Raw genomic sequence first — 24,325 nt, 5'->3', positions numbered from 1 at the left:
CGCGGCTCGAACCGAACGAATGAACAGGGATGACCGGGCATGCGGCTGGCGTTTTTTGGCGATGTGGTGGGCAAGTCGGGCCGGGATGCCCTGGCCGCGCACCTGCCTGGCCTGCGCAAGCAGCTCAAGCTCGATTTCGTGGTGGTGAACGCCGAGAACGCTGCGGGCGGTTTCGGTATCACCGAGCGCACCGCGATCGAGCTGTACGATGCCGGTGCCGACGTGCTCACCCTGGGCAATCATTCCTGGGACCAGTCAGAGGCGCTCACCTATATCGAGCGCGAACCGCGCCTGTTGCGCCCGGTCAATTATCCCGAAGGTGCCGCGCCGGGCCGGGGCTGCTCGCTCTACACCCTGCCCGATGGCCGCCAGGTGCTGGTGATGAACGTGCTTCTGCGCCTGTTCATGCAGCCGCTGGATGACCCGTTCGCCGCCGTGGACCGCCAGCTCGCCGCCTGCCCGCTGGGCCAGGTGGCTGACGCCATCATCGTGGACATGCATGGCGAGGCCACGTCGGAGAAGATGGCGCTGGGCCATTACTGCGACGGGCGGGCCAGCCTGGTGGCGGGCACCCACACCCATGTGCCCACTGCAGATCACATGATTCTCAATGGCGGCACCGCCTATGTCACCGATGCGGGCATGTGCGGCGACTATGATTCGGTGATCGGCATGGAGAAGACCGAGCCGGTCTCGCGCTTCGTCACCCATATGCGCTCCACCCGCTTCACCGCCGCCAGCGGCGAGGCCACGATCAGCGGTGTCTTCGTCGAGACCGATCCGCGCACGGGGCTCGCCGTGCGCTGCGAGCCGCTGCGCATGGGGGGGCGGCTGATCGAGGCTGTGCCCCTGGTCTGACCGGCCCGTGGACGGAGCGCAATTCATCCGGTACACCCGAAACTCCGGCGTGCTCGGCGCCGATGGGGATCGAGGTCTGCGTTGAAACGGTCTTTGCTCGCTCTGGGGTGCGCCGCTGCAGCGCTGACGGCCGGGCTCGCCGAAGCCCGCCAGAGCGATACTGAGCGTACCTATCTGGACGCCGCCGAACTGATCGAGGACCGCGCACGCGGCCTCTATATCGCCCGCGGTGCCGTGCGGATGCGCTCGGACGAGCGCATCGTGCTGGCCGACGAGATCACCTATGATCCCGCGCTGCGGCGCATCGTCGCCACCGGCTCTGTCGAGATCCACGAGCCCGGCCGCCCCGCCCAGCTGGCCGATTATGTCGAGCTGGACGACGAGATGCGCGAGGGCTTTGCGCGCGGTTTCGCCACCTTGCTGGAGAATAACGGGCGCACCGCCGCCGCATTGGCCCTGCGCCGCGCCGATGGCGGGGTTGAGCTCAGGGATGCGTACTACACAGCCTGCGATCTGTGTGAGGACGGCACGCGCACGCCGACCTGGCGGCTGCGGGCCGACCAGGTGACCCAGGATGTCGGCAACGACATGATCCGCTATCGCAATGTCCGCCTGGAAATACGGGGCGTGCCGGTACTGTATTCACCGGCCTTTGCCCATGCCGACCCCAGTGTTGGGCGCAAGTCAGGCTTTCTGGCACCGGCGATCGACCTCTCCAACCGGCTCGGCTTCTCCTGGCAACAGCCGTATTTCTGGGCCATCGGACCGTCCCAGGACCTGACCATCGCTCCGCGGGTCATGTCCGAGGTCAGCCCCCTGCTGGAACTGGAGTGGCGCAAGCGCTTCTGGTCCGGCCAGGTGAATGTGCAGACATCAGCCACCTATGAGCGCGAGTTCGACATTGACGGCCCGTTCGGCGACCGGGCGCTGCGCGGGCATGTGTTCGCTGTGGGCGAGTTCGATATCAATCAGGACTGGCGCTGGGGCTTTGGTGCCCAGGCGGTCACCGGCGGGGATTTGTTTCTGCGCCGTTATGGCTATCCCGAACAGGCCGAGGGCTATCAGAGCCTGCTGGCCGCGCCGCTGGGCTCCCTGATCAGCCAGGTCTGGACCGCCGGGCGCCGGCCAGCCTGGTACGCCGACGCGACCGCCTACCAGTTCAACTTCATCAGTGAGACGTTTGACGACGGCCAGTTGCCGGTGGCGGCACCGCAGGTGCGCGGTCATTATCAGCTGGCGCTGCCCCGCGGCGGCGGGGTAGCCGAATTCTCCTTCAATGCGCTCAGCCTGACGCGCGAACTGGGCGATGATTACCGCCGCGCCAGCGCCGGCGTGGACTGGAGCCGCGCGGTCATCCTGCCCGGCGGGCTCCGCGCAGAACCCTTCGCAACGGCGCGCGCCGACGTATTCGATATCACCCAGCGCACCGTTGCGGGCGTCGAGACCGGTCAGTTCGACGCCGCGCGCTGGCTGGGCGCGGCAGGGCTGGATGTGAGCTGGCCCTTCCTGCGGCCGGGCGAACGTGTGGACATCATCCTGGCGCCGCGCCTGGCTGGCATCGCCTCGACTGAAGCGGGAAGCGGCAATATCCCGCCGAATTTCGACAGCCAGACCCTCGATCTGGACCGCTCTTTCCTGTTTTCGCCGATACGCTCGCCCGGTTTTGACCTGTGGGAGGATGGCACGCGCACCGATCTGGGCCTGGCCGCGTCTTTCACCGAGGCGGGCGGGTCACGCGGCGTGGAGCTGTTCGCCGGGCGCAGCTACCGGATGTCGGGAGACAACCGCTTCCCGGCCACATCGGGTGCCGCCCAGGACGCCTCCGACTGGGTCGCCGAGGGCCGCCTTGATTATGACTGGCTGCGCGTCGGCGTGCGGGCGCGGCTGGATGGCGATACCGGCGCAGCCAACCGGCTCGACGCCAATGCCTCGGCGCGGGTATGGCGCGCCAGCCTGTCAGCGCGCTACACCGATATTGCCCGGCAAGCCAGCGGGCTGGAGCTGCGCGAGCTGAGCACCTCGGCGCAGTTTGAACTCACCTCCCGCTGGACGATGTTTCACCGGCAGCTCCAGGACCTGGTGGCCGACGAGACGCGCAGGGTTCAGACCGGCCTGGTCTTCAGCGACGAGTGCACCCTGGTCCGGCTCTTTTATGAGCGTGAAAACATACAGTTCGGCAATCTCGAGCCGAGCGAGTCGATCCGCTTTGAGATTGTTCTTTTCACGCTGGGCGGCGTGGACGGGCGCTAACCGGACAGACCTGCGATGCGGGTCAGGGCGTGGCACCCCGCTCGAACCGGCGCCGGGCTCTTTGCGCCCATTGACGGCGTAGCCGGGCCGGCGCTGACGATCAGCCCGGCCTTCAGCTGAGCAGCCAGGCGCGCGCCTCGACGTCACCTTCAAAAGCGCGCACCCGGACCGCGTAGGGGAATGTCACTGTCTCGATCACATCCAGGATGTCATCGCGCCCGCGCACGCTGACAAAAGCGCAGCGCTGGATACCCAGATCCTCCAGGATTGCCGACATCGGCTCCACAAGCTGTCCGGCCGGATATCCCGGGGAGGAGCGGCGCGCATCAATCATCATGGCCCGCACGCTGCGGCCATCGGCGAGCCGGTCGGCCTCTGACTGGGCACGCAGGAGGTCTTTTTCGGTCACCACCCCTTCGCACACAAAGCTGATCAGGCCAGCCTCCGGTTCGAACCGGATTTCGATGGCGGCCTTGTCCTCGCGCGAGAGTCGGAATTTCAGCATCAGGAACGGCCCGGCCGCTGTTTGACAGTACCAACGCCGGGGCTGGGGTCCCCGCGTCTCAATATTGACATGGCCCGCAATGGACCCGATCAGCAACTCCGTGCGCGCAAGTCCGCCTTGCACCAGCGTGTGCATTGACGCGCCGGACGGAAGGTCCGATACCCATTCACATATCCTATCACACAAGCGTGCACAGGCGAAATCATGGCCATTCACTTCCACCCGGGCGATCTGCCGGACGGACTCGATTTCGGCACGCGCGTGGCCGTGGACACCGAAACCCAGGGCCTGTCGCTGGTGCGCGACCGGGTCTGCCTGGTCCAGCTTTCGGCCGGCAATGGCGACGCCCACATCGTGCAGCTGGCGCGCAGCGGCGATGACTGTCCGAATCTGAAGGCGCTGCTGGCCGACCGCGCCGTCGAGAAAATCTTCCATTTCGCCCGGTTCGATGTCGCGATGTTGCTGCGTGATCTGGGCGTGGAGACAGGGCCTGTGTTCTGCACCAAGATCGCCTCGAAGCTCACGCGGACCTATACCGACCGCCACGGGCTGAAGGATGTGGTGCGCGAGATTGCCGGGATCGAGCTGTCCAAACAGCAGCAGAGCTCCGATTGGGCCTCGCCTGACCTGACGCCCGCCCAGCTGGAATACGCCGCCTCGGACGTGCTGTATCTGCACCAGGTGCGCGACGGGCTCGCCGCCATGCTGGAGCGCGAGGGCCGTACGGCACTGGCCCAGGCCTGTTTCGATTTCCTGCCCGCCCGCGCGCGTCTTGATCTTGGCGGCTGGCCTGAAATCGACATTTTCTCACACTCATGATGTCCTCGCCGCCCGAGCCTGGCCTGGAGAGGCTCGCATGACCGCCGCCGCGCACGCGTCCGACAGTCTGATCGGCGACCGGCGGGCGCGCTCACTCACCAGCGCGCGCGCGCGCTCCGGTCGCGTGCGGATTTTGCGCGCCGTCTTGCTCGTGGCCATGGTGCTGGTGGGGGGCAATGCGCTGATGCAGACCTTCATGTCGCGCGCCTCGGGCCCGTCGGAGCCGGCATTCACGCCCGCGGGCGACGCCGAGCGAATCATCAATCCGCGCTTCACAGGCCGCGACCGGGGCGGCACGCCCTTCATGATCACCGCCGATGCAGCGGTGCGGCGCCTGGGCGGGGTGACCCCGCTCACCGATCTGGAGCGCCCGGCGCTCGACTATGCCTGGATCGAGGGCCTGCGCGACTCATCACAAGCCCTGGCCGAGACCGGTGTTTTTGACGAGGCCGGCCAATCGCTGACCTTGAGAACCGATGTGCGGTTCGCAACCCCGGCCGGCTACCGGTTCGAGGCGCCGTCGGCGCGCATCAGCCTGCGCGACGGCACTGTGGACGGAGACGAAGGCGTGTCCGGCGCAGCGCCCTGGGGCGCTGTGCGCGCTGACGCGTTCCAGGTGCAAGACGGCGGCAACCGCGTTATCCTTACCGGCGACGTGCGCACCCGCATCTATCCTGGCGGCACGACGCCCGATGATCAGGAGACCCGACCATGATCCGCCCCTTGCTCTGCGCCGCCCTCCTTTGCGCCGCCCCGCTGTTCGCCAACCCGGCCGCCCTGGCGCAGACACCGGCTCCGGCCCCGGCCCCTGAGGCCCCACTCGATATCAGCGCGCGCAATAGCGAAATGCTCGACCCCCAGGGGCGGCTGGTCTACTGGGGCGATGTGAACATGATCCGCGGGGACGAGCGGCTGCGCGCCGACCGGGTCGAGGCCTTCTTCGAGCGGCGCGCGGGCGGTGGCACCGGTCAGCTGCGCCGGGTGGTCGCCACCGGAGAGGTGTTCTACGTGCGCGCCGGCGAAGTCGCGCGCGGCGATAGCGGTGTCTACGATCTTGAAGCGGGCACCCTCACCCTTGTCGGGTCGGTGGTCCTGACCCAGGGCTGCAATGTGTCCACCGGCGACCGGCTGGAAGCTGATATCGACGGCGGCATCGCCCGGTTGAGCAGCGGCGAGGGCGGGCGCGTGCGCTCGATTTTCTTCACCGGCCCCCAGAGCGAACAGGACGCGCGTGACTGCCCGCTTCCCGCCATTCCCGGCGACGGTCCGCAACCCTTCCCGGACGGACGTTGAACCGCACCGCGCCCATGTCAGCGAAAGCCGATCGCCAGGCACCCGCGCGCGGCTTCACCAAATCTTAGGCGTGCTGGAGCTAACCATGATGGACACGGCGAAGCAGGCGGAGGCGCAAGCCTCCGGCGCGAGCGGTTCGGGGCTTTCGGTCAGGGGGCTGGGCAAAGCCTATGGCCGGCGGACAGTGGTCCGCAATGTCTCGCTCGATCTCCAGCGTGGAGAGGTGGCGGGGCTCCTGGGTCCGAACGGTGCGGGCAAGACCACCTGCTTTTACATGATCACAGGCCTGATTCGGGCCGATAGCGGGACCATCATGCTCGACGGCGCCGACATCACCGACCTGCCCATGTACCAGCGCGCACGCCTGGGCATCGGCTATCTGCCGCAGGAAGCGTCGATCTTCCGCGGCCTGTCAGTGGAAGACAATGTCATGGCGGTGGCGGAACTTGCCGAACCCGGCCGCGCCCGGCGCAAGACGCTGGTGGATGAATTGCTCGACGAGCTCAACATCAGCCATCTGCGCCAGAGCCCGGCCGTGGCGCTGTCCGGCGGCGAGCGCCGGCGGGTCGAGATCGCCCGCGCTCTGGCCGCGCAGCCCAGCTTCATCCTGCTGGACGAACCCTTCGCCGGGATCGACCCGCTGGCGATATCCGACATTCGCGACCTGATCACCTATCTCAAGGAGCGCGGCATCGGCATCCTGATCACCGACCATAATGTGCGCGAAACACTCGAGATCACTGATCGCGCGACCATCATCTATGACGGCGAAGTGCTGTTTGAAGGCACGCCCGAGGAAGTCCGGCGCGACGAAAGCGTGCGCCGTCACTATCTCGGCGAGCTGTTCAACTAGGGGGGAAGCATGGCCGGGCTCGGACACAGGCTCGAGGCGCGTCAGGGGCAAGGCCTCGTCATGACGCCCCAGTTGCAGCAGGCCATCAAGCTGCTGCAACTGAACAATATGGAGCTGGCCGAGTTCGTCGAAGCCGAGCTGGAGCGCAATCCCCTGCTCGAGCGCGAAGAGCGCAATGACGCCGCTGCCGACGAGCGCGCCGACCCGGTCGAAGCCACCGATACGGCGCCCGGTGCCGAACTCAGCTTTGACACCCCTGAACGCGCCACCGAGGCGATCGACGCCGATACCGAGGCGATGTACTCCGATTCCAAAGCCGACATGGCGGGGGCCGAGCCCGCAGGCGGCGCCATTGACTGGTCGCGCGCCGGCGCGGGCGGCGGCGGCCGGTTTGACGGCGAGGACTATGATGCGGCGGCCAACAGTGCCCGCGAGAAGACCCTGCGCGAGCACCTCCACGACCAGCTCGCGGACCTGGTGCTGGCCGCCTCTGACCGCATGATCGCCGCCCATCTGATCGATCTGGCCGACGAGGACGGATATTTCCGCGCCGATCTCGACGAGACCGCCCAGCGCCTGGGCGTCACGCGCTCCGAAACCGAAGCCATGCTCGACCGGCTGCAGCAGTTCGAGCCGTGTGGCGTGATGGCGCGCTCGCTGCAGGAATGCCTCGCCCTGCAACTCAAGGAGCGCGACCGGCTCGATCCGGCCATGGCCGCGCTGGTGGACAATCTGCCGCTTCTGGCCAAGCACGACTATACGGCGCTCAAGGCGGCCTGCGGCGTGGATGGCGAAGATCTCGAAGACATGATCGCCGAGCTCAAGCGCCTGACGCCCAAGCCGGGCCTGGGCTTTGGTGCCGACGGCGCACGCTCGGTGGAGCCGGACGTGACCGTGCGCGAGCGTCCCGACGGGACCTGGGCGGTGGAGCTGAACACCGACACCTTGCCGCGCGTCCTGATGAATAACCGCTACGCAGCCCAGATCAGCCGCGGCGCGCGCTCCGACCAGGAAAAGCAGTTCATCACCGAGTGCGCCCAGAACGCGTCCTGGCTTGTGAAAAGCCTGGACCAGCGCGCGCGCACCATCCTCAAGGTCGCCAGCGAGATCGTGCGCCAGCAGGACGCCTTTCTGGTCAAGGGCGTGGCGTGGCTGCGCCCGCTTAACCTCAAGACCGTCGCCGACGCGGTGGGCATGCACGAAAGCACGGTCAGCCGTGTCACCTCAAACAAATATATCGCCACGCCGCGTGGCCTGTTCGAGCTGAAATACTTTTTCACCTCGTCCATCGCGTCCGCCGATGGCGGCGAAGCCTATTCGGCCGAAGCCGTGCGCTTCCGCATCAAGGCGATGATCGATTCCGAAACCGCCGACCAGGTGATGAGCGACGACGCCATAGTCGAGCGCTTGCTGGCTGACGGGGTGGATATTGCCCGGCGCACCGTGGCCAAGTATCGCGAGGCGATGAACATTCCCTCCTCGGTCCAGCGCCGCCGCATCATGAAGGGCGCAAGCTAGGCCTGAAGCCCGGCCTGTTGTGAGGGGCCGAACGCCCGGTGTCTGGCCCCGCTAGACAATCAGCCCCTCGAACGGCGGCACGGCACCGCTATCAGGGAACACTCTGCGCGCAAGGCCGGCAGGGTCCAGACCCCAGTGTTCGGCGAGCACAGCCTTGAACAGGCTGCGCAGATCATTGGCCGGATACAGGTCGCGGTCTTCGTACAGGCGGTCCAGCCCCGGCCAGTCGCCGATCATGCGGCCACCGCGCACCGCCCCGCCGATGAGGAAGGCGGCACCGCCCGTGCCATGGTCCGTACCGCCAGCGCCATTGAGGCGCACCGTGCGCCCAAACTCGGTCACCACCAGGATCGCCGAGCGGTCCCACACCTGGGACAATTGCTGGCGCAGGGCTGCGATCGCGGCGTCCAGCCCGGCGAGCCGGTTGGCCAGCTGGCCCTCGCGCGCGCCCTGGCGCACATGGGTGTCCCAGCCATCAAAGCTGATCACCGCCGCATCCGGCCCGCCCGGCGCGGTCAGGAGATTGCCCGCCGCCTGCGCAATCAGCGCATAGGCCTGCGGCCCTGCGCCGCGCGCACCCGGCCCGCCCATGGAAGACCCGCTGGTCATGGCCGACGCAATGGCGTCAGTCTCCAGCGCCCGGGCCAGCGCCGGGCCCAGCATCGGATCGCTGGCGTACAAATCCATCAGCCGCGAGATCGTGTCGTCATCAGCACCCGGCAGCACCGCCGGTGCCCAGGTTGACGCCGGCGCAGACCCGCGCAGCAGAAGCGGCATGGACTGGCCCACACCCACCGCGCCGGGCGCGTCAGGCCCCATCAGCGCCAGCGCCCGGTTCATCCAGCCATCGCGAATGGCCGGCGTCGCCGCTTCCAGCCGGTCCTGACCGTCAAAGTGAGAGCGCGCACGGTAATCGGTGGCGATGGCATGGACGGCCAGCGCCTCGCCGGACGCGAACAGACCGGCCAGGGTCTCAAGGGCCGGATGAAACACGAAAGGCCCCGGCGCCGGCAGGCCGCCCTCCAGGGCGAGGTCGCCGCGCAGCGCGCCATAGCGCCGCTCACCGACCGGGGCGAGGGCGGCCAGCCCGTCCAGGGCACCGCGCAGGACAATCACCACCAGCTTGCGCCCGGCGGCGCGCGGTGCCTGGGCGAATGCGGCGGCAGCACCGGGCAATACAAGCCCGGCACCCGCGAGGCCCGACACAAGCAGACGGCGGCGGGTGGTGGACATATCGGTCATCACAAAACGCTCCTCAGCCGGCCTAGCGGCGTTGAAATTCCGGGCTCATCAGCAAGAGCGTCAGCCCCTGCTCGGGCGTCTCGGCGCGCGCGACCGCCTGTGCGGTGGCATCGGTGAGGCCCGCTCCGAGCACCTCCAGGGCGCGTTCGCGCGGGCGGGCATTGCGGCCGGCGCGCCCGGCGAGCGCCGAGGCGAAGTCCAGCCGCTTGAGCACAGCGTCCGGGCTCGCCCAGGCCTCGGCATGATCCGGCCAGCCCGCCGGCGACGGGGCCGAGAACGGCGCCTGGCCCAGCGCCACATAGCCGGCATAGAGCTGGCGCGGATTGGGTGCCGGCGCGCCCACAGCGCGCAGCGACGAGATCAGGAAGTCCTCCGGCGTCTTGAATTTGCGCAAAGCCGCATCAAACGCCGATGGTGCCGTGATCACAGCGCGCGCCACCGCCGCCAGATCGCCGCCACTGCCCATCCAGGCCGCTTCGATATGGGCGATATCGCGCGCCGCCGGATCATCGCACAGGAAGTGCCGGGCGAGCTTTTCCGACAAGAAGCGGGCCGTCCGGGGCCGGGTGGCAAGAAAATCCAGCGCCTCGCCGGCGCGCTGCGGCCCCTCCCCGGCGAAACGCTGGCCCAGCAGCGTGTGCGTCCCCGGCTCCTGCAGGCGGACATCGAACAGGGCGCGGCCATAATCGTCCGGGTCCGAGCGCAGGCGGCGGCTGCCCACCGTCCACCCGGTCAGGATCCGCGCCAGCGCCTCGACATCGCCCTGACCATAGCCACCCGCCACGCCCAGCGTGTGCAGCTCGAGAATCTCTCGGGCGAGGTTTTCATTGAGGCCCCGGTCCAGAAACCGGCCCGCCATCGAATTGGGGCCCAGCGACACGGCCTGGTCGAGATAGATCAGCATGGCCGGATGCAGCTCGGCGGCGCGCAACAGATCGGCAAACGGGCCGTAGGCCTTGGGGCGGATCGCTTCGGCTTCCAGCGTGGGCGCGATCACCGCCATGGGCAACGTATTGGACGCGACCGAGAAATGATTGGACCAGAAGCGCACCCAGCGCTCGGCAAAGCCGTGCGGCGTGGTCACCGCAATGCCGGTGCGCCAGGCGATATGGGCCAGGCGCGGCTCGCGCAGCAATTCACGCACCTGGCGCTGAATCGCGTCGGGATCAGCGCCCGTCCGCTCTATCTGCGCGCGGAAGCGGGGATATTCGGTCTGCAGATAGGCAAGCCCCTCTTGGGCCGTCGGTCCCGGAGACGGGCCTGCAATCGCGGACGGATCCATCTGGTCGGCGAGCCAGGCGTGCGGGTCGCGCGCGGCCGCCTCGATATCCCCGGGACGGGCACCCAGACCGAAGCGGTTGACGGCGATGGCGGCGTCGCGTGCGCTCATGATCAGTCCTCTCCGGGCCGTGCGCCATGATATCCTGTACGCTCGAGCGCGCGCGTTTCCGTCGCAAGGGCGGCTTCAGACTACGCCCCGATCGGCGGAACCGCCGGGACAAGCTGTGGCCCGCTCAGCTGTGCAGCGGCCAGGCCCGGGCCGCACAACCCGCCCGCCGGGCTCGCCCCGCTTCCCGCTTCAACGCAAGGCGTGCTAGGACGCTTGGCCTTCCTTGGGCGCACCTTGCACCGCGCCTCTCGATCCAGGTCCCGCCATGCCAGACGCCGCCGCCCCGACCGACGCCTCCACTGCCGCGCCCGACGGCCTGTGGTATGTCGCCGCCATCGCCCGCCAGGTGCGCGCCGGGTCCGAGCACGCCGAGCCGGTGTTCGGGCGCACGCTGCGCCTGACGCGTGATGCGCAAGGCATTGTCATCGACGCGAGCCCCGAACCGATTACGGTACAGGAAAGTGAAGGCCTGATCTGGGCCTGGCTGGCCGGACCGGAGGGCGAGGCGCCGCCCTGCGGCCCGCCGGTGTTCAACGGTCCGGGCGGCCAGGTGCGCTTTGTCGAGGAGGCGCTCTTGCCCGGCCCCTATGACGATGCGGTCTACGGCCTGCTCGATCCCGCCCACGGCCCCTATGTGCACGCCAGCCCGCTCTGGCGCTCCAGCCGGACCCTGCGCGAGAAGGCCAAGGAGTATGTGCCCAGCCCGATGGGCTTCACCATGCTGGCCCACGAGCCCAAGAACTCCGCCGCCTACAAGCTGATCGGCGGCGGGGTACAGGTGGAAATCGGCTTTCAGCTGCCCGCCCTGCGCAGCGAATGGATTTCCAATAGGTCCAACACGGTGCTGGGCCTGACGGCACTGACCCCGGTGGATGCCCATTCCACACGCATCCGCCAGATTTTCTACTGGCGCTCGCCGATGCTGAGCCTGGTCAGCCCCTTTGTACGGCCGTTCACTCGCAGCTTTCTGCAGCAGGACGTGCATATCATGACGCTGCGCCAGCGTGCCGCGCCCTGGCGTTTGCGTGAAATGCTGATCCGTGACGGCGACCAGCTTTTCATCTGGTACCGCCGGATGAAAGCCGAATGGGCCCGCGCCCGCGCCACAGGCGAGGCATTTGAAAACCCGGTGCGTGCCGCCACCTTGCGCTGGCGCACCTGAGCACGCCTGAGCCTGGCGCATTGACGGCCCGTGTTGAAGACCGATAGCGTACATACCCGCTCCTTGACCGGGAGCGGGCCGCGCACCGGCGCGGCGGGAGAGCCCGAAAGCGCCGAATGCGGTGCGCGGCCACAGGCTGCAAAGGGAGTTCCCATGCAAATCCAGTTCGTCTCCAAAGGCATCGACGTCTCGCCCGCCCTGCGCGAGCGTATCGAACTGCGCGTATCCGACGCGGCGGCGAAGTATTTCAGCCGCCCCGCCGAAGCTTTCGTCGTGGCCGCCAAGGAGGGGTTCGGGTTCAAGGTCGACTGTTCGCTGCATCTGCCGTCCGGCGCCTTTCTGCAGGCGTCGGGGTCAGGCGAGGACGCCTATGCCGCCGCGGAGGCCGCCTCCCAGCGGCTGGAGAAGCGTCTGCGCCGCTACAAGCGCCGGCTGAAAGATCACCACGCCGACAACAAGGCGGCCCTGCCCGCGGAAAGCGCCTCGATCCGGGTGCTGCAGTCAGGCCGCCGCAATGGCGCTGCGGACGCCGATGTGGACGCGGATCTGGACGAGGAGGATGACGGCGGCGCGGTGGGCGGCGACGAGCCGGTGATCATCGCCGAGACGGCGGGTGAGCTGCGTACGCTCACCGTGTCCATGGCGGTGCTGGAAATGGACCTGGCCGACGCCCCCTTTGTGATGTTCCGCAATGCGGTCAACAGCGCGGTCAATATCGTCTACCGGCGCCCTGACGGACATGTGGGCTGGATTGATCCGGCGCGAAGCGCTAAAGACGGCACCAAGCTGGCGGCGGGCGCAAGCGTCTCCGCCTGACGGCGCGATCCGCGCTTCAGTCTGGCTGAGCAGGACATGACCTTGATCGACTTGATTCCGCAGGGCGGCATTGTGGCGGATATGAACGCCACGAGCCGCAAGCAGGCCCTCCACGGGTTGGCCGAACTGGCGCAGCGCACGCTGAATACGCCATGCCGGCCGGTGCTGGACGCCGTCATCGAGCGCGAGCGCCTCGGCTCCACCGGCGTTGGCGACGGCGTGGCCATCCCCCATGCCCGCACTGATCTGGTGGACCGGGTGTGCGGCGTGTTTGCGCGCCTCAAGCAGGGCGTGGACTTTGACGCCGTGGACGGCCAGCCGGCCGATCTGGTGTTCCTGCTGCTGGCGCCCGAAGACGCCGGTGCAGAACACCTCAAGGCGCTGGCTCAGATCTCCCGCCTGTTCCGGCGCGAGGATGTGCGCCGGGCCGTGCGCGCCGCGCCGGACGCCGACGCCATCGGCGCCATTATCGCTGGCAGCGTGCGCTCCAACGCCGCCTGAGTCCGGCGCGCAAGAGCCCGGTCAGGCGCACGTCATCCGTTCAATCCAGATATACGCGTTCAGTCGCGATCCGCGTCCGCCACGTCCGGTGCACGGTCGGGTGCGGTGTAGGGCTTGTCAGCCGGCGCACGGAAACGGTCCTCGTCCAGCTCACCCTCCCATTTGGCCACCGCCGTGGCGACCATGGCGTCGCCGGTCACGTTCACCGTGGTGCGCGCCATGTCCATGATCCGGTCCACCGGCAGGATGAAGCCGACAATGATGGCGATCTGCTCGGGCGGCACGTCGAACGTGCCCAGCACGATCGCCAGAAGGAACAGCCCGGCGCTGGGAATGCCCGCCGCGCCGATCGAGGCCAGAGCCGCCGTCAGCGCAATCATAGTGTATTGCATCAGGTCCAGATCATAGCCGAAGGCCTGGGCCGTGAAGAGCGCGAGAATGCCCAGATAAATGCCGGTGCCGTCCATGTTGATGGTGGCGCCCAGCGGCAGCACCGACCCGGCGACCGACCGCTTGACACCCAGATTATCCACCACATTGGCGATGGTCACCGGCAGGGTGCCCGAGCTTGACGCCGTCGAATACGCCACCGCCTGGGCATCGGCGATGCCGCGCAGGAAGTTGAACACCGGCAGGTTCAGCACAAAGCGGATGAAGCCGCCATAGACGATCACGGCATGGGCGATCAGCGCCAGATACACGGTGATGATCAGCACCGCCACCGAGGCCAGCGCCTCGATGCCTTGGGTCGCGACGGTGTGGGCCACCAGGGCGAACACGCCGAACGGTGCCACTTCCATGACGATATGCGTGATTTTCAGCACCACATCGGCGGCGGAGCTGAACAGATCGCCCACCGGCTTGCCGGCCTTGCCGGCCATGATGATGCCGATGCCCAGAAGAATGGCGAAGAAGATCACCGCCAGCACGTCGGTGTCGGCCATCGCCGCCACCGGATTGGTCGGCACGATGGCGATCAGGCGCTCGATAATACCGGGCTGGTCGGTATCCACCGGGATCGGATCGGCACCGCCCAGATTGACCCCGGCGCCGGGCTGGAAGACCAGCCCGAACCCGATGCCGATCCAGACAGCAAAGAATGTCGTGGCCAGATACAGCGCCACCGCCTTGCCGCCGATGGAGCCGAGCTTCTTGGGGTCGCCCAGGCTGACAATCCCGGCCACCAGCGTGGTCAGGATGAGCGGGATGATGAGCATCCGGATGAGGTTGAAGAACAGATCGCCCACGGGCCGCACGGCCGCGTCGATCAACGCCGCAGCCGCCTCCTGGCCGATGACCTGGGCGAGACCCAGCGCAAACACCACGCCCAGCGCGAGCGCGCCCAGCACGCGCTTCCACAGCGCGGTCCCGAACCACCAAGTCATGAGAGCCCCTTTTGATTGACCGCCCGCGTTCAATAAGGCCGCAGCCTAAGCCGCTCGCGCAGAAGGTCAACGCTGCGGCGCAAGGGGTCAGCCCGCGGTCATGTCAGCCCGTCAGGCCGCCTTCAGGATGGCGATGCGCGCGATGAGCAGCGCCCAGATCACGCCCGCCAGCAACGCCCAGGGCGACAGGGCGACAGGGCGACAGGGCGAAGCCCGGATCAATGCGCGAGGCCACGATAAGGCCTGAGGCCATCAGCGCCTGGACCCACACCGTGCGCCAGCTCAGATCGCGGTAATGGCTTCCCGCCTCGATAGTGCGGCGCGAGAACCAGGTCCACGCACGCGCCGTCCGGCCCCTGTCCCGGGACCGGCGTGCATGCTCGGATTGGTCAAGAACGCGGCTCATTTGCTCACTATACGGACAAATTAGCCGCCTGTCAAAGCCTGCTCCAAAAAGCAATCTGCCCGCCCGCGGGGTACGCGGACGGGCAGAACGGCCTGGATGCAATTGCGGCGCGCTGACGTCGGTCAGGCCGCCGCAGCGGCTTCTGCGCGCAGGATCGCGCTGGCGGCATTGACCACCGAGGCGATACGTACGGCAGCCTGGATCTGCTCGGTGGTGAGGCCGGCCTGACGCAGTTCGTGCTCATGGGCGTCGATGCACATGCCACAGCCATTAATGGCCGACACTGCCAGCGACCACAGCTCGAAATCGGCCTTGTCCACGCCCGGACTGGCGATGACATTCATCCGCAGGCGCGCCGACAGGGTCTTGTAATCCTTGGACGAAGACAAGTGCACGAAGCGGTAATAGACATTGTTCATGCCCATGATGGCGGCAGCGGCCTTGGCGGCGCCAGCGGCTTCGGGCGACAGCTTGCCTTCGAACTCGGCGCTCAGCGCACGCACCACGGCCGGTTCGCCGACGGCATAGGCGCTGGCCAGGAAGCAGCCGAACTTCTTTTGCTCGTCCAGCACGGTTTCGCGCGCCAGTGAGGACAGGTTCAGCTTGATGTCCTTGGCGTAGTCGGGAAGGGAGTCTTTCAGCGCGTCGAGGCTCATCGGGGCATTCCTGATTTTTTATGGGGGAGGAGGCGTGAAGAAGCGCGCTGGGGCCGGACGGGGGTCACCCGTCCGGCCCCAGGCTGAGGGCGGTGGTTAGGCCGCCAACGTGTCGCCGCCGACCTGGCGGTTGCACGGGCAGAGATCGTCGGTCTGCAGCGCATCGAGAACGCGCAGCGTGTCTTCCGGGTTACGGCCGACATTGAGATTGTTCGCATAGACGTGCTGAATCTCGCCGTGCGGGTCGATGATGTAGGTGTAGCGATAGGCCGCGCCTTCAGGCGAGCGCACGCCCAGCGCGTCCACCAGCGAGCCGGTCGGGTCCGCGAACTGCCACTGATCCAGCGAGCGCAGGTCGGCATGCTCGCGGCGCCAGGCCAGCTTGCAGAACTCGTTGTCGGTGGAGCCGGTCATCACCACCGCGTCGCGATCGGCAAACTCGCCGTTCAGCTGCGCGAAGGCCACGATCTCGGTCGGGCACACGAAGGTGAAATCCTTCGGGTAGAACACGATCACTTTCCACTTGCCGGGAAAGCTCTCATGGGTGATCGGCTCGAAGGCCGACTGGCCGTTTTCCTCGTGCGCGTTGAATTTCGGCTTTACGCCGGTGACTTCGAATTCGGGCAGCTTGTCGCCAATACCGAGCATGTAACTCTCCTGTTGAACCTTGAACCTGCGACTGCACCGGCGTGGCAGGGCCACGCCAGCTTCGCTGCGCTGCAATAAACTTCGCCGCAACGCAGCATCAGGGCCTGCATGTGGGCACCGGGGTCGATAAATCCAATGGATTGTCACTCTGGCCCCCATAGCCTATCTCGATCCACATGAGCACGCTTCTGCCCACGCTGCGCCAACTGCGCTTCCTGGTCGCGCTGGCCGATCACGGCACGTTTTCACGCGCTGCCGAGATGAGCCACGTCACCCAGCCCAGCCTGTCAGCTGCCATCAAGGAGCTGGAAGGCATCCTCAACGCCACCCTGGTGGAGCGCAGCGCAAGGGGCGCGGCCCTGACCCCGGCGGGCGAAACGGCTGTGGCGCGCGCCCGCGTCGTCCTGACCGAGGCCGAAGACCTGGTTCACGCCGCCCGCGCCGCCGGCCAGCCGCTCACCGGGCCATTCCGGCTCGGCGTCATCCCCACCATCGCGCCCTTCCTGCTGCCGCGCGCCCTGCCTGATCTGCGCAAACGCTTCCCGGCGCTGGAACTGTTCCTGCGCGAGGACCTGACCCACCGTCTGGTGGATGCGCTGAAAGATCGCCGCCTCGACGCCGCGGTCATCGCCCTGCCCTATGAGGCCGACGGGCTGGAGACCCAGGTGCTGATGGCCGACGAATTTCTGTTCGCCGCCCCGCCCGATCATCCGCTGTCCCGTGTGGAGACGCTCACCACCGGCATGCTGGCGGGCGTGCAGCTCCTGCTGCTCGAGGACGGCCACTGCCTGCGCGATCACGCCCTGACCGTGTGCGCGGCCAGCCCGGAGCGGCGCGGCGCGGGACGCTCGGATTTCGCCGCTACCAGCCTGCACACGCTGATCCAGATGGTGCGCAGCGGTCTGGGCGCGACGCTTCTGCCCCGCATGGCGGTCGATGCCGGGCTCGCCGACCAGATGGACCTGACCATCCGCCCCTTCGATCCGCCGGTTGTGGGCCGCGAGATCGGCCTGGTGTGGCGCAAGGGATCGGCCCGCGCCGACGAAACCCGCACCCTGGCCAACGCGATCCGTGACGAGCTGGCGGCGGCACCGAACCTGGCGCTGGCCACACCCCCATCCGGACACCCGGCCCGGTCAGCCCGCCCCTCCGCCTGATCCCCCCTTCCGCTTCGCTGCAAGGAGACCTAACCATGACCCGCAAACTCGTTCTCGTCACCGGCGCCTCGTCCGGCATCGGGGCCGCCTTCGCGCGTGAGTTCGCCAGCCATGGCTGGGATCTGGCCGTGGTGGCCCGGCGCGAGGACAAGCTGCAGGCGCTGGCCGCCGAGATGAAGGCCAAACATGGCGTCGACACGCTGGTGATCGCCGCCGATCTGGCCGATCCCGCCGCGCCGCAGGCCATCGTCGATGCCGTGGCCAGGGCCGGGCGCCAGATTGATGGCCTGGTCAATAATGCCGGCGCGGGCCAGCCGGGTCATTTCTGCCAGACGGGCTGGGATGATCAGGCGCGGTTTCTCGAACTGATGGTCACCAGCTATCTCAAACTCATGCATCTGGTGGCGCCCGGCATGGCTGAGCGCGGCTTCGGGCGGATCATCAATATCTCCTCGGTCTCGGCGCTGGTCTCCATCGCCAAGGCCCATACGCGCTATTCCGGCACCCTGTATCCCGGCATCAAGGCGCTGCTGATCAAGGCGTCCGAGGCGCTGGGGGCCGAGATTCGGGGCCAGGGCGTTCACGTCACGGCGGTCGCGCCGGGCTATACCTGGTCGGAGTTTCACGATGTGAACGGCGCGCGCGAGACCGTGTCCAACGTGCCCGGTTACTGGATGCTCAAGGCCGAGGATGTGGCTGCCGCCGGCTATGACGCCGTGGAGCGCGGCGTGCCGCTGCGCGTGCCCGGCGCCTTCTATAAGTTCATGACGGGCCTGGCCCGCATCCTGCCCGACCCGCTGGCGCGCGCCCTGATGGCGCGGCAGGAAAAGACGATGGACGGGAAGTAGGGGCCGGGTCGCAGGACACGGGTAGCAGGCCTCAGCCCCGCGTCACGAACCAGAAGCGCGCCGCGCCGCTGTCCTGGGTGTCCAAGACATCCCACCCCGTCAGGTCAGGCTCTTCCGCCGCGCCGGTTTCCAGCACCGCCAGCGCCCCCTCGGCCAGCCAGCCGCCGGCGTGGAGTTTGGCGAGCGCCCGCTCCCCCAGACCCTTGCCATAGGGCGGATCGAGCAAAGCCAGCGCAAAGGGCGGGCCGAGCTTGTCCGGCTTGGGGCCCAGCGCCACCGCGTCGCCCTTGTGCAGCTTGGTGACGCCAAAGGCCTGGAACGCTTCCACATTGGTGCGGATGGCACCGCGCGCGCCAGGATCGGTCTCCACGAACAACACAAACCCCGCCCCGCGCGACAGCGCCTCGAAGCCCAGCGCGCCGGAGCCCGCGAACACATCGATCACCCGCGCACCGGTGAGGTCCGGCGCCCATGGCGCATGGACGAGCTTGTTGAACAGGGACTCGCGCGCCCGGTCCGACGTCGGCCGGGTGGTCATGCCGCGCGGCGCGGCAATCGGGCGGCCCTTATGGACGCCGGCGACGATCCGCATGGGTCGGTCCCTTGGGTTCGCGCCGCTGCGCCCGGCCGGGGCCGCGCACGCCGTCCTCGGTCTTCGCCGGCGCACTGGCCTCGCCGGCTTTCAGCGGATGACCGTCAGGCCCGAGGCGGTAAAGCTTGCCCATCTGTTCGCGCAGCACGCTCAGGCGCACTTCCTCCACCTTGCCGCGCTCCAGCGAGCCCAGCTGGAACGGGCCATAGGCGGTGCGCAGGAGCCGGTTCACCGTCAGGCCGACATGGGAGAGGACTTTCCTCACCTCCCGGTTCTTGCCCTCTTTCAGGCCCACGGTGAGCCAGACATTCGACCCGGTATGGCGGTCCACCGCCACCTCCACCGGCCCATAGCTGATCCCCTCCACAGTGACGCCGCCGGCCAGGCGCGCCAGTGCGGAATCGTCCACGTCGCCAAACGCGCGCACGCGGTAGCGGCGCGTCCAGGCGGTGGCGGGCAGTTCCAGCACCCGCGCCAGCTCACCATCATTGGTCAGCAGCATCAGGCCTTCGGAATTGAGATCGAGCCGGCCCACCGAAATCACCCGCCCCAGCTCCTTGGGCAAGGCGGCGAACACGGTCTCGCGCCCCTGGGGGTCGGCATGGGTGGTCACCAGGCCCGCCGGCTTGTGATAGCGCCACAGCCGGGTGGGCGGGCGCGGGCCGGTCACCTTGCCGTCCACCGTGATGATGTCGTCGGGCGTGACCTTGAAGGCGGGGGTGTCGAGCACCTGGCCATTGACCGCCACGCGGCCCGCCGCGATCAGGCGCTCCACCTCGCGGCGCGAGGCGACGCCGGCATGGGCCAGCGCCTTGGCGATGCGCTCGCCGGACCCGGCCTGGTCGTCGTCTGTCTCGCTCAAGGCTTTACTGGCCTCCGGGCCAAGGCTATGGCGCATCCATGAGCGATGCGCACGATTATGCGTTTATGGGACGGGCGCTGGCCCGGGCGCAAGCCGCAGCGTCTGCGGGCGAGACTCCCGTGGGTGCCGTGATCGTCGATCCGGCCACAGGCGAGGTGATCGCCGAGGCCGGAAACGCCCCGATCTCAGGGCTCGATCCCACCGGCCATGCTGAAATCCTCGCCCTGCGCGCGGCAGCGCAGGCAATCGGCAATTACCGGCTCACCGGCCTCACCCTCTATGTCACGCTGGAGCCCTGCGCCATGTGCGCGGGCGCCATCAGCCATGCCCGCATCGGTCGCCTGGTATATGGCGCGCACGATGTGAAGGGCGGCGCGGTGGCTAACGGCCCCCGCTTCTTCACCCAGCCCACCTGCCACTGGCGCCCGGAGGTGACCAGCGGCGTGCGGAGCGAAGAAGCGGCGGCGCTGCTGAAAGAGTTCTTCCGGGCACGCCGCCGCTCCAAAGCGTCTGAAGCCTGACGGCCTATTTCGGCGGCATGCGTGCGCCGGCGTCCAGGCGCACGCACTCGGCGTTGATGTAGTCGTTCTTCGCCATAAACGCGACCAGATCGGCAAACTCGGCCGGGGTACCGAAGCGCTGGGGGAATTGCAGATGGCTGGCGAGATTGATTTTCACTTCCGGCGGCATCTGCTCGTAGATCGGGGTTTCGAAGAAGCCCGGCAGGATGGTGTTCACCCGCACGCCCTCGCGCGCCAGATCACGCGCCATGGGCAGGGTCATGCCGTAAATCCCGCCCTTGGACGCTGAGTACGCCACCTGGCCGATCTGCCCGTCCTGGGCGGCGACAGAGGCGGTGTTGATGATCACGCCGCGCCCGGACGCATCGGGGTCCAGGGTCAGCATGCCCGCCGCCGACAGCGCCGCGCAATTGAACGAGCCGACCAGATTGATGCTGACCACCAGGGCGAACTTGTCGAGCTGGTGCATGACGATATCGCCCGCGGACGAGCGGCGCGCAGTTTTCTCCGCCCAGCCGATCCCGGCGCAATTGACCATGATCCGCTCCTGCCCGTGGGCGGCGCGCGCGATCTCGAACCCGGCCTTCACGCTGTCCACATCGGCCACATTGACCTTGGCGAACACGCCGCCGATCTCGGCCGCCACGGCCTGGCCGCGCGCCTCGTTGAGATCGAACAGGGCGACCTTGGCGCCCTCGGCGGCCAGGCGCCGGGCCGTGCCCTCGCCCAGGCCCGAGGCCCCGCCGGTGACGATCGCTGCTTTGCCCTTGATGTCCATAACTGTTTTCCCTTGAAAGCTGGTGGTCTGTGATGCCGCCGCGCGGCCGCGCGCGTGGCACCGGACATAGCGCGCCTGTGCGGGGGATGGAAGCATGCGCGAAGGGCGGTGCCCGCCGCAGGCCGCGCGCCTTGGAGCCGGGCTCCGGCTCTGCTAGAGCACGCCCACACAGTCACCGGAGACATCTGCATGACCCGCACCACCGCCCGCCCCGCCCTTGTCTTGCATGGCGGTGCCGGCGTGCTGGCCGAGCGGTCCTATGATGTGGAGATCACCCATCTGCGCAATCTGGCCGAAGAGGGCCGCGCGGCGCTGGAAGCGGGTGCCGATGCCCTGGATGTCGTGTGCGACATGGTGCGCGCCATGGAAATCTCCGGGCTCTATGTGGCGGGCAAGGGCAGCGCCCCCAACCAGGCCGGCCGCTATGAGCTGGACGCCGCCGTGATGGACGGGCGCGCCCGCCGGGCCGGGGCGGTGTCGGCGCTGGAGGGCTATCTGTCGCCGGTGGATGCCGCACGCGCCGTGATGGAGCATACGCCCCATGTCCTGCTGGCCGGTGCCGGCGCCGCCCATTTCGCCCGCGAGCACGGTCTGGCACCCGTGCGCGATCCGGACGGGTATTACATCTCCGCGGCCGCGCCCGACAATCGCGCCATCCCCACCGGCACGGTGGGCGCGGTGGCGCTGGATGCCTCCGGCGCGCTGGCGGCGGCCACGTCCACGGGCGGCACGCTGAAGAAAGTCTGGGGCCGGGTCGGCGACACGCCCATCATCGGGTCAGGCACCTGGGCCGATGAGCGCGTGGCAGTGTCGTGCACCGGCCAGGGCGAATTCTTCATGCGCGCCAATGCTGCCGCCGATGTGTCGGCGCGGGTGCGCTATGCCGGCGCGGACCTGGAGGCCGCGGTGAAGGGCGCGCTGGATGATGTGGGACATCTGGGCGGCGAGGGCGGGATCATCGCGGTGGACGCGTCCGGCGCCGTCAGCGCACAATACAACTCGCCCGGCATGAAGCACGCCATCGTCCATCCCGGCGGGCGCATCACCGCCTCGGTGAAATAGCCCCGCCCGACAGCTTGGCCTGCAGGGCGCGGGCGAACACCGCGCCCATGTCCGGACCCTGCTCAGGATAGAAATACGGCTCGATAATCTCCAGCTCCATCACGGCCAGCTGGCCGTCCAGACCGCGCACCATGTCGACGCGCGCATAGAGCAGGTCCGCCTCGCCGGTGATCTGCGCGGCGGCGTCCAGCACGCTGCGCGCCAGTGCCAGCTCGGCTTCAGACGGCGTCCAGACCTCTTCACGCGCGCCGAACATGGACTGGACGCGGTAATCGCCCGCCTTGGGGCGCTTGACCAAAGCGTGGGAAAACTCACCGCCAAAGAAGATCAGCGAATACTCGCCCTCTTCGGGCACACCCGGCAGGAAGGGCTGGATCAGGCAGGCACCCGGCGGCAGGGCGTCCGCGCCGGGCAGCGCCTCGCCCCGGCGCACCAGCGCCTGGCGCCACGCGCCGCCGCCCACCAGCGGCTTGACCACCAGCCGGTCGGTGTCGAACATCGCGAAGCCGTCGCGGATGGCACTGTCATCGGCCCGCGCGCGCCACAGCGTCGGGATGGACGGCGCGCCTGCCGATTCCAGCGCTTTCAGATACGTCTTCTCGATATTCCAGCGCACCAGGGACGGCGGGTTCCACACCGGCCCGTGGCCGGCCAGCCGGTCCAGCGTTTCGAGAAACAGCGCCAGCTTGGGCGGATAGTCCCAGACCGTGCCGATCATGAAGCCATCAAAGCGCGACGCGTCGAACGCCTCGTCCCAGACGCGGTGCTCCAGCGCGATATCCACATCGTGGCAGGCACGTGACAAGGCCCCGTATTCCAGATCAAACTCGACCCAGTCGGTCCGCGCGCCCGGGCGGTCCTTCATCATGTCGGCGGAGGTGAGAAAACAGACCCGTGCGCTCATGGGCGGGGCCATAGCGCGCAGACGCACCGCACGCCAGCCTTTGGGGCACCTTGAGCCGGACCGCCATGCAGGCTAAGTCCGGTGGCTCAAATCCGCCCATCCTCCTTCCCGCCCGCCAAAAAGGCCTCCCATGTCCGAAACCCGCTTCGACGTCCTGGGCGTCGGCAACGCCATTGTCGACGTGCTCGCCCCTGTGGACGAGGCCTTCATCGAGGCTCACGGCCTGGTCAAGGACGCGATGATCCTCATCGACGAAGCGCGCGCCGATGCGCTCTACGCGGCCTTCCCCGAAGGCGAGGAAATCTCCGGCGGGTCAGCGGCCAACACGCTGGCGGGCGTCGCCAGCTTCGGCGCACGCGGTGCCTATATCGGCAAGGTCGCCGATGACGGGCTGGGCCAGACCTTTGCGCGCGACCTGCGCGCAGCCGGCGTCCATTTTGACACCGCGCCCCTGAGCGGCGGACCGTCCACGGCGCGCTGTCTGATTGCCGTGCCGCCCGATGCGCGCCGCGCGATGAACACCTATCTGGGCGCGTCCACCTTGCTGGATCCGGAAGATATCGACCGCGATCTCGTCTCGGCGGCCCGGGTGGTGTTCCTTGAGGGCTATCTATTTGACCGCGAGGAGGCCAAGGCCGCCTATGTGCGCGCCTCGGAATACGCCCGCGCCGCCGACCGCGCTGTCGCCCTCACCCTGTCCGACATTTTCTGCGTCGAGCGCCACCGGGCGAGCTTCCGCCAGCTGGTGCGCCACCACGTGGACGTACTGTTCGCCAACGAGGCCGAGCTGAAATCCCTCTACGAGACCGACAATTTCGACGAGGCCCTGGCGGCGGTACGCGCCGAGACCCGCATCGCCGCCGTCACCCGCTCTGAAAAAGGCGCGGTGATCGTATCGGGCCAGGACGAAGCGCGCGTGCCGGCCACGACAATCGAGCGCCTGGTGGACACGACGGGCGCCGGCGACCAGTTCGCCGCCGGCTTCCTGACCGGCTACGCGCTGGGCCGCGATCTGGAAACCTGCGGGCGCCTCGGCGTCATCGCGGCGGGCGAGGTCATCACCCATTTCGGTGCCCGCCCCCACGCGGCGTTGAAGGACCTGGCCGCCAAGGCGGGCTTGTCGCTGGATCGCTAGGAGCATTCGGGACTATCGCCAATTTGGCGCGGCTCGCCCTCGAACCGATGCGTGACCCTTAAGCCACAATGCATGATGGAGTCGGCCCGCATCCGTCTATCGGATTGCATACGCAGACGTGCACGCTACCGTCGCGCTGGTTAACGGCGGGTCTTGAGGGGGAC

26 protein-coding genes are annotated in these 24,325 nt (G+C 68.0%); 15 read left to right on the top strand and 11 right to left on the bottom strand.

Going from position 1 to position 24,325, the window contains the following annotated elements:
* Positions 1-39: 39 nt before the first annotated feature.
* Complete coding sequence (locus tag L2D00_12855; GenBank protein WBQ12728.1) at positions 40-858, top strand: YmdB family metallophosphoesterase; 819 nt, start codon at positions 40-42, stop codon at positions 856-858.
* Positions 859-939: 81 nt separating this feature from the next.
* On the top strand, positions 940-3,108 hold the full coding sequence (lptD, locus tag L2D00_12850; protein ID WBQ12727.1) for an LPS assembly protein LptD: 2,169 nt from the start codon (positions 940-942) through the stop codon (positions 3,106-3,108).
* Between the two features lie 112 nt (positions 3,109-3,220).
* Here lptD and L2D00_12845 read toward each other — a convergent pair whose 3' ends face one another.
* On the bottom strand, positions 3,221-3,613 hold the full coding sequence (locus tag L2D00_12845) for a hypothetical protein (GenBank protein ID WBQ12726.1): 393 nt from the start codon (positions 3,611-3,613) through the stop codon (positions 3,221-3,223).
* 204 nt (positions 3,614-3,817) lie between these two features.
* Between L2D00_12845 and L2D00_12840 the strand changes: the two genes are divergently transcribed.
* The 5 genes from L2D00_12840 (at position 3,818) to rpoN (ending at position 8,096) form a co-directional block, all read left to right on the top strand.
* Positions 3,818-4,432, top strand: a complete 615-nt coding sequence (locus L2D00_12840; GenBank protein WBQ12725.1) for a ribonuclease D — start codon at positions 3,818-3,820, stop codon at positions 4,430-4,432.
* A gap of 37 nt (positions 4,433-4,469) precedes the next feature.
* Positions 4,470-5,147, top strand: a complete 678-nt coding sequence (locus L2D00_12835) for a hypothetical protein (protein ID WBQ12724.1) — start codon at positions 4,470-4,472, stop codon at positions 5,145-5,147.
* Complete coding sequence (locus L2D00_12830; protein WBQ12723.1) at positions 5,144-5,725, top strand: hypothetical protein; 582 nt, start codon at positions 5,144-5,146, stop codon at positions 5,723-5,725. Before L2D00_12835 ends, L2D00_12830 begins: the two co-directional genes overlap by 4 nt.
* Before the next feature lie 85 nt (positions 5,726-5,810).
* Complete coding sequence (gene lptB / locus L2D00_12825; protein WBQ12722.1) at positions 5,811-6,578, top strand: LPS export ABC transporter ATP-binding protein; 768 nt, start codon at positions 5,811-5,813, stop codon at positions 6,576-6,578.
* Between the two features lie 9 nt (positions 6,579-6,587).
* Complete coding sequence (rpoN, locus tag L2D00_12820; GenBank protein WBQ12721.1) at positions 6,588-8,096, top strand: RNA polymerase factor sigma-54; 1,509 nt, start codon at positions 6,588-6,590, stop codon at positions 8,094-8,096.
* A 51-nt stretch (positions 8,097-8,147) separates the two neighbouring features.
* On the opposite strand, the gene L2D00_12815 is transcribed toward rpoN, so the two are convergent.
* Together L2D00_12815 and L2D00_12810 are read right to left on the bottom strand one after the other, a co-directional pair.
* The gene (locus tag L2D00_12815) at positions 8,148-9,338 is read right to left on the bottom strand and encodes a DUF1501 domain-containing protein (GenBank protein ID WBQ12720.1); all 1,191 of its coding nucleotides are present in this window, start codon (positions 9,336-9,338) and stop codon (positions 8,148-8,150) included.
* A 22-nt stretch (positions 9,339-9,360) separates the two neighbouring features.
* Positions 9,361-10,728: a DUF1800 domain-containing protein gene (locus tag L2D00_12810; protein ID WBQ12719.1), complete on the bottom strand. Its 1,368-nt coding sequence runs from the start codon at positions 10,726-10,728 to the stop codon at positions 9,361-9,363.
* A 265-nt stretch (positions 10,729-10,993) separates the two neighbouring features.
* On the opposite strand from L2D00_12810, the gene L2D00_12805 reads away from it, so the two are divergent.
* The 3 genes from L2D00_12805 (at position 10,994) to L2D00_12795 (ending at position 13,207) form a co-directional block, all read left to right on the top strand.
* Positions 10,994-11,890 carry a hypothetical protein gene (locus tag L2D00_12805; protein WBQ12718.1) on the top strand — a complete coding sequence of 299 codons (897 nt, stop codon included), beginning with the start codon at positions 10,994-10,996 and terminating at the stop codon, positions 11,888-11,890.
* 153 nt (positions 11,891-12,043) lie between these two features.
* Positions 12,044-12,706, top strand: coding sequence for a ribosome-associated translation inhibitor RaiA (raiA, locus tag L2D00_12800; GenBank protein ID WBQ12717.1), 663 nt, complete (start codon positions 12,044-12,046; stop codon positions 12,704-12,706).
* Positions 12,707-12,748: 42 nt separating this feature from the next.
* A complete protein-coding gene (locus L2D00_12795; protein WBQ12716.1) occupies positions 12,749-13,207 on the top strand; it encodes a PTS sugar transporter subunit IIA in 459 nt (152 codons plus the stop codon).
* 59 nt (positions 13,208-13,266) lie between these two features.
* Here L2D00_12795 and L2D00_12790 read toward each other — a convergent pair whose 3' ends face one another.
* The 4 genes from L2D00_12790 to L2D00_12775 all read right to left on the bottom strand — a co-directional run bounded on the left by L2D00_12790 (position 13,267) and on the right by L2D00_12775 (position 16,302).
* Positions 13,267-14,592, bottom strand: coding sequence for a dicarboxylate/amino acid:cation symporter (locus tag L2D00_12790; GenBank protein WBQ12715.1), 1,326 nt, complete (start codon positions 14,590-14,592; stop codon positions 13,267-13,269).
* Positions 14,593-14,695: 103 nt separating this feature from the next.
* Positions 14,696-14,998, bottom strand: a complete 303-nt coding sequence (locus L2D00_12785; protein WBQ12714.1) for a hypothetical protein — start codon at positions 14,996-14,998, stop codon at positions 14,696-14,698.
* A gap of 122 nt (positions 14,999-15,120) precedes the next feature.
* Positions 15,121-15,654 carry a carboxymuconolactone decarboxylase family protein gene (locus tag L2D00_12780; protein ID WBQ12713.1) on the bottom strand — a complete coding sequence of 178 codons (534 nt, stop codon included), beginning with the start codon at positions 15,652-15,654 and terminating at the stop codon, positions 15,121-15,123.
* A gap of 96 nt (positions 15,655-15,750) precedes the next feature.
* Positions 15,751-16,302 (bottom strand): peroxiredoxin, encoded by a 552-nt coding sequence (locus tag L2D00_12775; protein ID WBQ12712.1) that lies wholly within the window; start codon positions 16,300-16,302, stop codon positions 15,751-15,753.
* 176 nt (positions 16,303-16,478) lie between these two features.
* Here L2D00_12775 and L2D00_12770 point away from each other — a divergent pair, with 176 nt between their 5' ends.
* Together L2D00_12770 and L2D00_12765 are read left to right on the top strand one after the other, a co-directional pair.
* A complete protein-coding gene (locus L2D00_12770) occupies positions 16,479-17,459 on the top strand; it encodes a hydrogen peroxide-inducible genes activator (protein WBQ12711.1) in 981 nt (326 codons plus the stop codon).
* Positions 17,460-17,494: 35 nt separating this feature from the next.
* The gene (locus L2D00_12765; protein WBQ12710.1) at positions 17,495-18,307 is read left to right on the top strand and encodes an SDR family NAD(P)-dependent oxidoreductase; all 813 of its coding nucleotides are present in this window, start codon (positions 17,495-17,497) and stop codon (positions 18,305-18,307) included.
* Positions 18,308-18,338: 31 nt separating this feature from the next.
* Here L2D00_12765 and rsmD read toward each other — a convergent pair whose 3' ends face one another.
* Complete coding sequence (rsmD, locus tag L2D00_12760; GenBank protein WBQ12709.1) at positions 18,339-18,899, bottom strand: 16S rRNA (guanine(966)-N(2))-methyltransferase RsmD; 561 nt, start codon at positions 18,897-18,899, stop codon at positions 18,339-18,341.
* Positions 18,874-19,761 carry an rRNA pseudouridine synthase gene (locus L2D00_12755; GenBank protein WBQ12708.1) on the bottom strand — a complete coding sequence of 296 codons (888 nt, stop codon included), beginning with the start codon at positions 19,759-19,761 and terminating at the stop codon, positions 18,874-18,876. Before L2D00_12755 ends, rsmD begins: the two co-directional genes overlap by 26 nt.
* A gap of 38 nt (positions 19,762-19,799) precedes the next feature.
* Between L2D00_12755 and tadA the strand changes: the two genes are divergently transcribed.
* Complete coding sequence (tadA, locus tag L2D00_12750; protein WBQ12707.1) at positions 19,800-20,282, top strand: tRNA adenosine(34) deaminase TadA; 483 nt, start codon at positions 19,800-19,802, stop codon at positions 20,280-20,282.
* Between the two features lie 4 nt (positions 20,283-20,286).
* Here the strand turns inward: tadA and L2D00_12745 are convergent, their stop codons facing one another.
* A complete protein-coding gene (locus tag L2D00_12745; GenBank protein WBQ12706.1) occupies positions 20,287-21,060 on the bottom strand; it encodes an SDR family NAD(P)-dependent oxidoreductase in 774 nt (257 codons plus the stop codon).
* A 189-nt stretch (positions 21,061-21,249) separates the two neighbouring features.
* On the opposite strand from L2D00_12745, the gene L2D00_12740 reads away from it, so the two are divergent.
* Positions 21,250-22,122 carry an isoaspartyl peptidase/L-asparaginase gene (locus L2D00_12740; GenBank protein ID WBQ12705.1) on the top strand — a complete coding sequence of 291 codons (873 nt, stop codon included), beginning with the start codon at positions 21,250-21,252 and terminating at the stop codon, positions 22,120-22,122.
* On the opposite strand, the gene L2D00_12735 is transcribed toward L2D00_12740, so the two are convergent.
* Positions 22,103-23,026, bottom strand: a complete 924-nt coding sequence (locus L2D00_12735; GenBank protein WBQ12704.1) for a hypothetical protein — start codon at positions 23,024-23,026, stop codon at positions 22,103-22,105. The two genes, L2D00_12740 and L2D00_12735, sit on opposite strands and share 20 nt — an antisense overlap.
* A 130-nt stretch (positions 23,027-23,156) precedes the next feature.
* Here L2D00_12735 and L2D00_12730 point away from each other — a divergent pair, with 130 nt between their 5' ends.
* Positions 23,157-24,161 carry an adenosine kinase gene (locus L2D00_12730; GenBank protein ID WBQ12703.1) on the top strand — a complete coding sequence of 335 codons (1,005 nt, stop codon included), beginning with the start codon at positions 23,157-23,159 and terminating at the stop codon, positions 24,159-24,161.
* Positions 24,162-24,325: the final 164 nt, after the last annotated feature.

It is taken from the genome of Hyphomonadaceae bacterium BL14, from assembly GCA_027627705.1.
GTDB lineage: Bacteria > Pseudomonadota > Alphaproteobacteria > Caulobacterales > Maricaulaceae > Oceanicaulis.
Note: the sequence above shows the minus strand (reverse complement) of the source record. Positions and strands in the feature narration are given on the sequence as shown.

What these genes read in the sequence shown, in the direction of transcription:
- L2D00_12855 (WBQ12728.1), top strand. Translation starts at nt 40, where the DNA reads ATGCGGCTGGCGTTTTTTGGCGATGTGGTGGGCAAGTCGGGCCGGGAT.
- L2D00_12845 (WBQ12726.1), bottom strand. Translation starts at nt 3,613, where the DNA reads ATGCTGAAATTCCGACTCTCGCGCGAGGACAAGGCCGCCATCGAAATC.
- L2D00_12840 (WBQ12725.1), top strand. Translation starts at nt 3,818, where the DNA reads ATGGCCATTCACTTCCACCCGGGCGATCTGCCGGACGGACTCGATTTC.
- L2D00_12835 (WBQ12724.1), top strand. Translation starts at nt 4,470, where the DNA reads ATGACCGCCGCCGCGCACGCGTCCGACAGTCTGATCGGCGACCGGCGG.
- L2D00_12830 (WBQ12723.1), top strand. Translation starts at nt 5,144, where the DNA reads ATGATCCGCCCCTTGCTCTGCGCCGCCCTCCTTTGCGCCGCCCCGCTG.
- lptB (WBQ12722.1), top strand. Translation starts at nt 5,811, where the DNA reads ATGATGGACACGGCGAAGCAGGCGGAGGCGCAAGCCTCCGGCGCGAGC.
- rpoN (WBQ12721.1), top strand. Translation starts at nt 6,588, where the DNA reads ATGGCCGGGCTCGGACACAGGCTCGAGGCGCGTCAGGGGCAAGGCCTC.
- L2D00_12815 (WBQ12720.1), bottom strand. Translation starts at nt 9,338, where the DNA reads ATGACCGATATGTCCACCACCCGCCGCCGTCTGCTTGTGTCGGGCCTC.
- L2D00_12810 (WBQ12719.1), bottom strand. Translation starts at nt 10,728, where the DNA reads ATGAGCGCACGCGACGCCGCCATCGCCGTCAACCGCTTCGGTCTGGGT.
- L2D00_12805 (WBQ12718.1), top strand. Translation starts at nt 10,994, where the DNA reads ATGCCAGACGCCGCCGCCCCGACCGACGCCTCCACTGCCGCGCCCGAC.
- raiA (WBQ12717.1), top strand. Translation starts at nt 12,044, where the DNA reads ATGCAAATCCAGTTCGTCTCCAAAGGCATCGACGTCTCGCCCGCCCTG.
- L2D00_12790 (WBQ12715.1), bottom strand. Translation starts at nt 14,592, where the DNA reads ATGACTTGGTGGTTCGGGACCGCGCTGTGGAAGCGCGTGCTGGGCGCG.
- L2D00_12785 (WBQ12714.1), bottom strand. Translation starts at nt 14,998, where the DNA reads ATGAGCCGCGTTCTTGACCAATCCGAGCATGCACGCCGGTCCCGGGAC.
- L2D00_12780 (WBQ12713.1), bottom strand. Translation starts at nt 15,654, where the DNA reads ATGAGCCTCGACGCGCTGAAAGACTCCCTTCCCGACTACGCCAAGGAC.
- L2D00_12775 (WBQ12712.1), bottom strand. Translation starts at nt 16,302, where the DNA reads ATGCTCGGTATTGGCGACAAGCTGCCCGAATTCGAAGTCACCGGCGTA.
- L2D00_12770 (WBQ12711.1), top strand. Translation starts at nt 16,479, where the DNA reads ATGAGCACGCTTCTGCCCACGCTGCGCCAACTGCGCTTCCTGGTCGCG.
- L2D00_12765 (WBQ12710.1), top strand. Translation starts at nt 17,495, where the DNA reads ATGACCCGCAAACTCGTTCTCGTCACCGGCGCCTCGTCCGGCATCGGG.
- rsmD (WBQ12709.1), bottom strand. Translation starts at nt 18,899, where the DNA reads ATGCGGATCGTCGCCGGCGTCCATAAGGGCCGCCCGATTGCCGCGCCG.
- tadA (WBQ12707.1), top strand. Translation starts at nt 19,800, where the DNA reads ATGAGCGATGCGCACGATTATGCGTTTATGGGACGGGCGCTGGCCCGG.
- L2D00_12745 (WBQ12706.1), bottom strand. Translation starts at nt 21,060, where the DNA reads ATGGACATCAAGGGCAAAGCAGCGATCGTCACCGGCGGGGCCTCGGGC.
- L2D00_12740 (WBQ12705.1), top strand. Translation starts at nt 21,250, where the DNA reads ATGACCCGCACCACCGCCCGCCCCGCCCTTGTCTTGCATGGCGGTGCC.
- L2D00_12735 (WBQ12704.1), bottom strand. Translation starts at nt 23,026, where the DNA reads ATGAGCGCACGGGTCTGTTTTCTCACCTCCGCCGACATGATGAAGGAC.
- L2D00_12730 (WBQ12703.1), top strand. Translation starts at nt 23,157, where the DNA reads ATGTCCGAAACCCGCTTCGACGTCCTGGGCGTCGGCAACGCCATTGTC.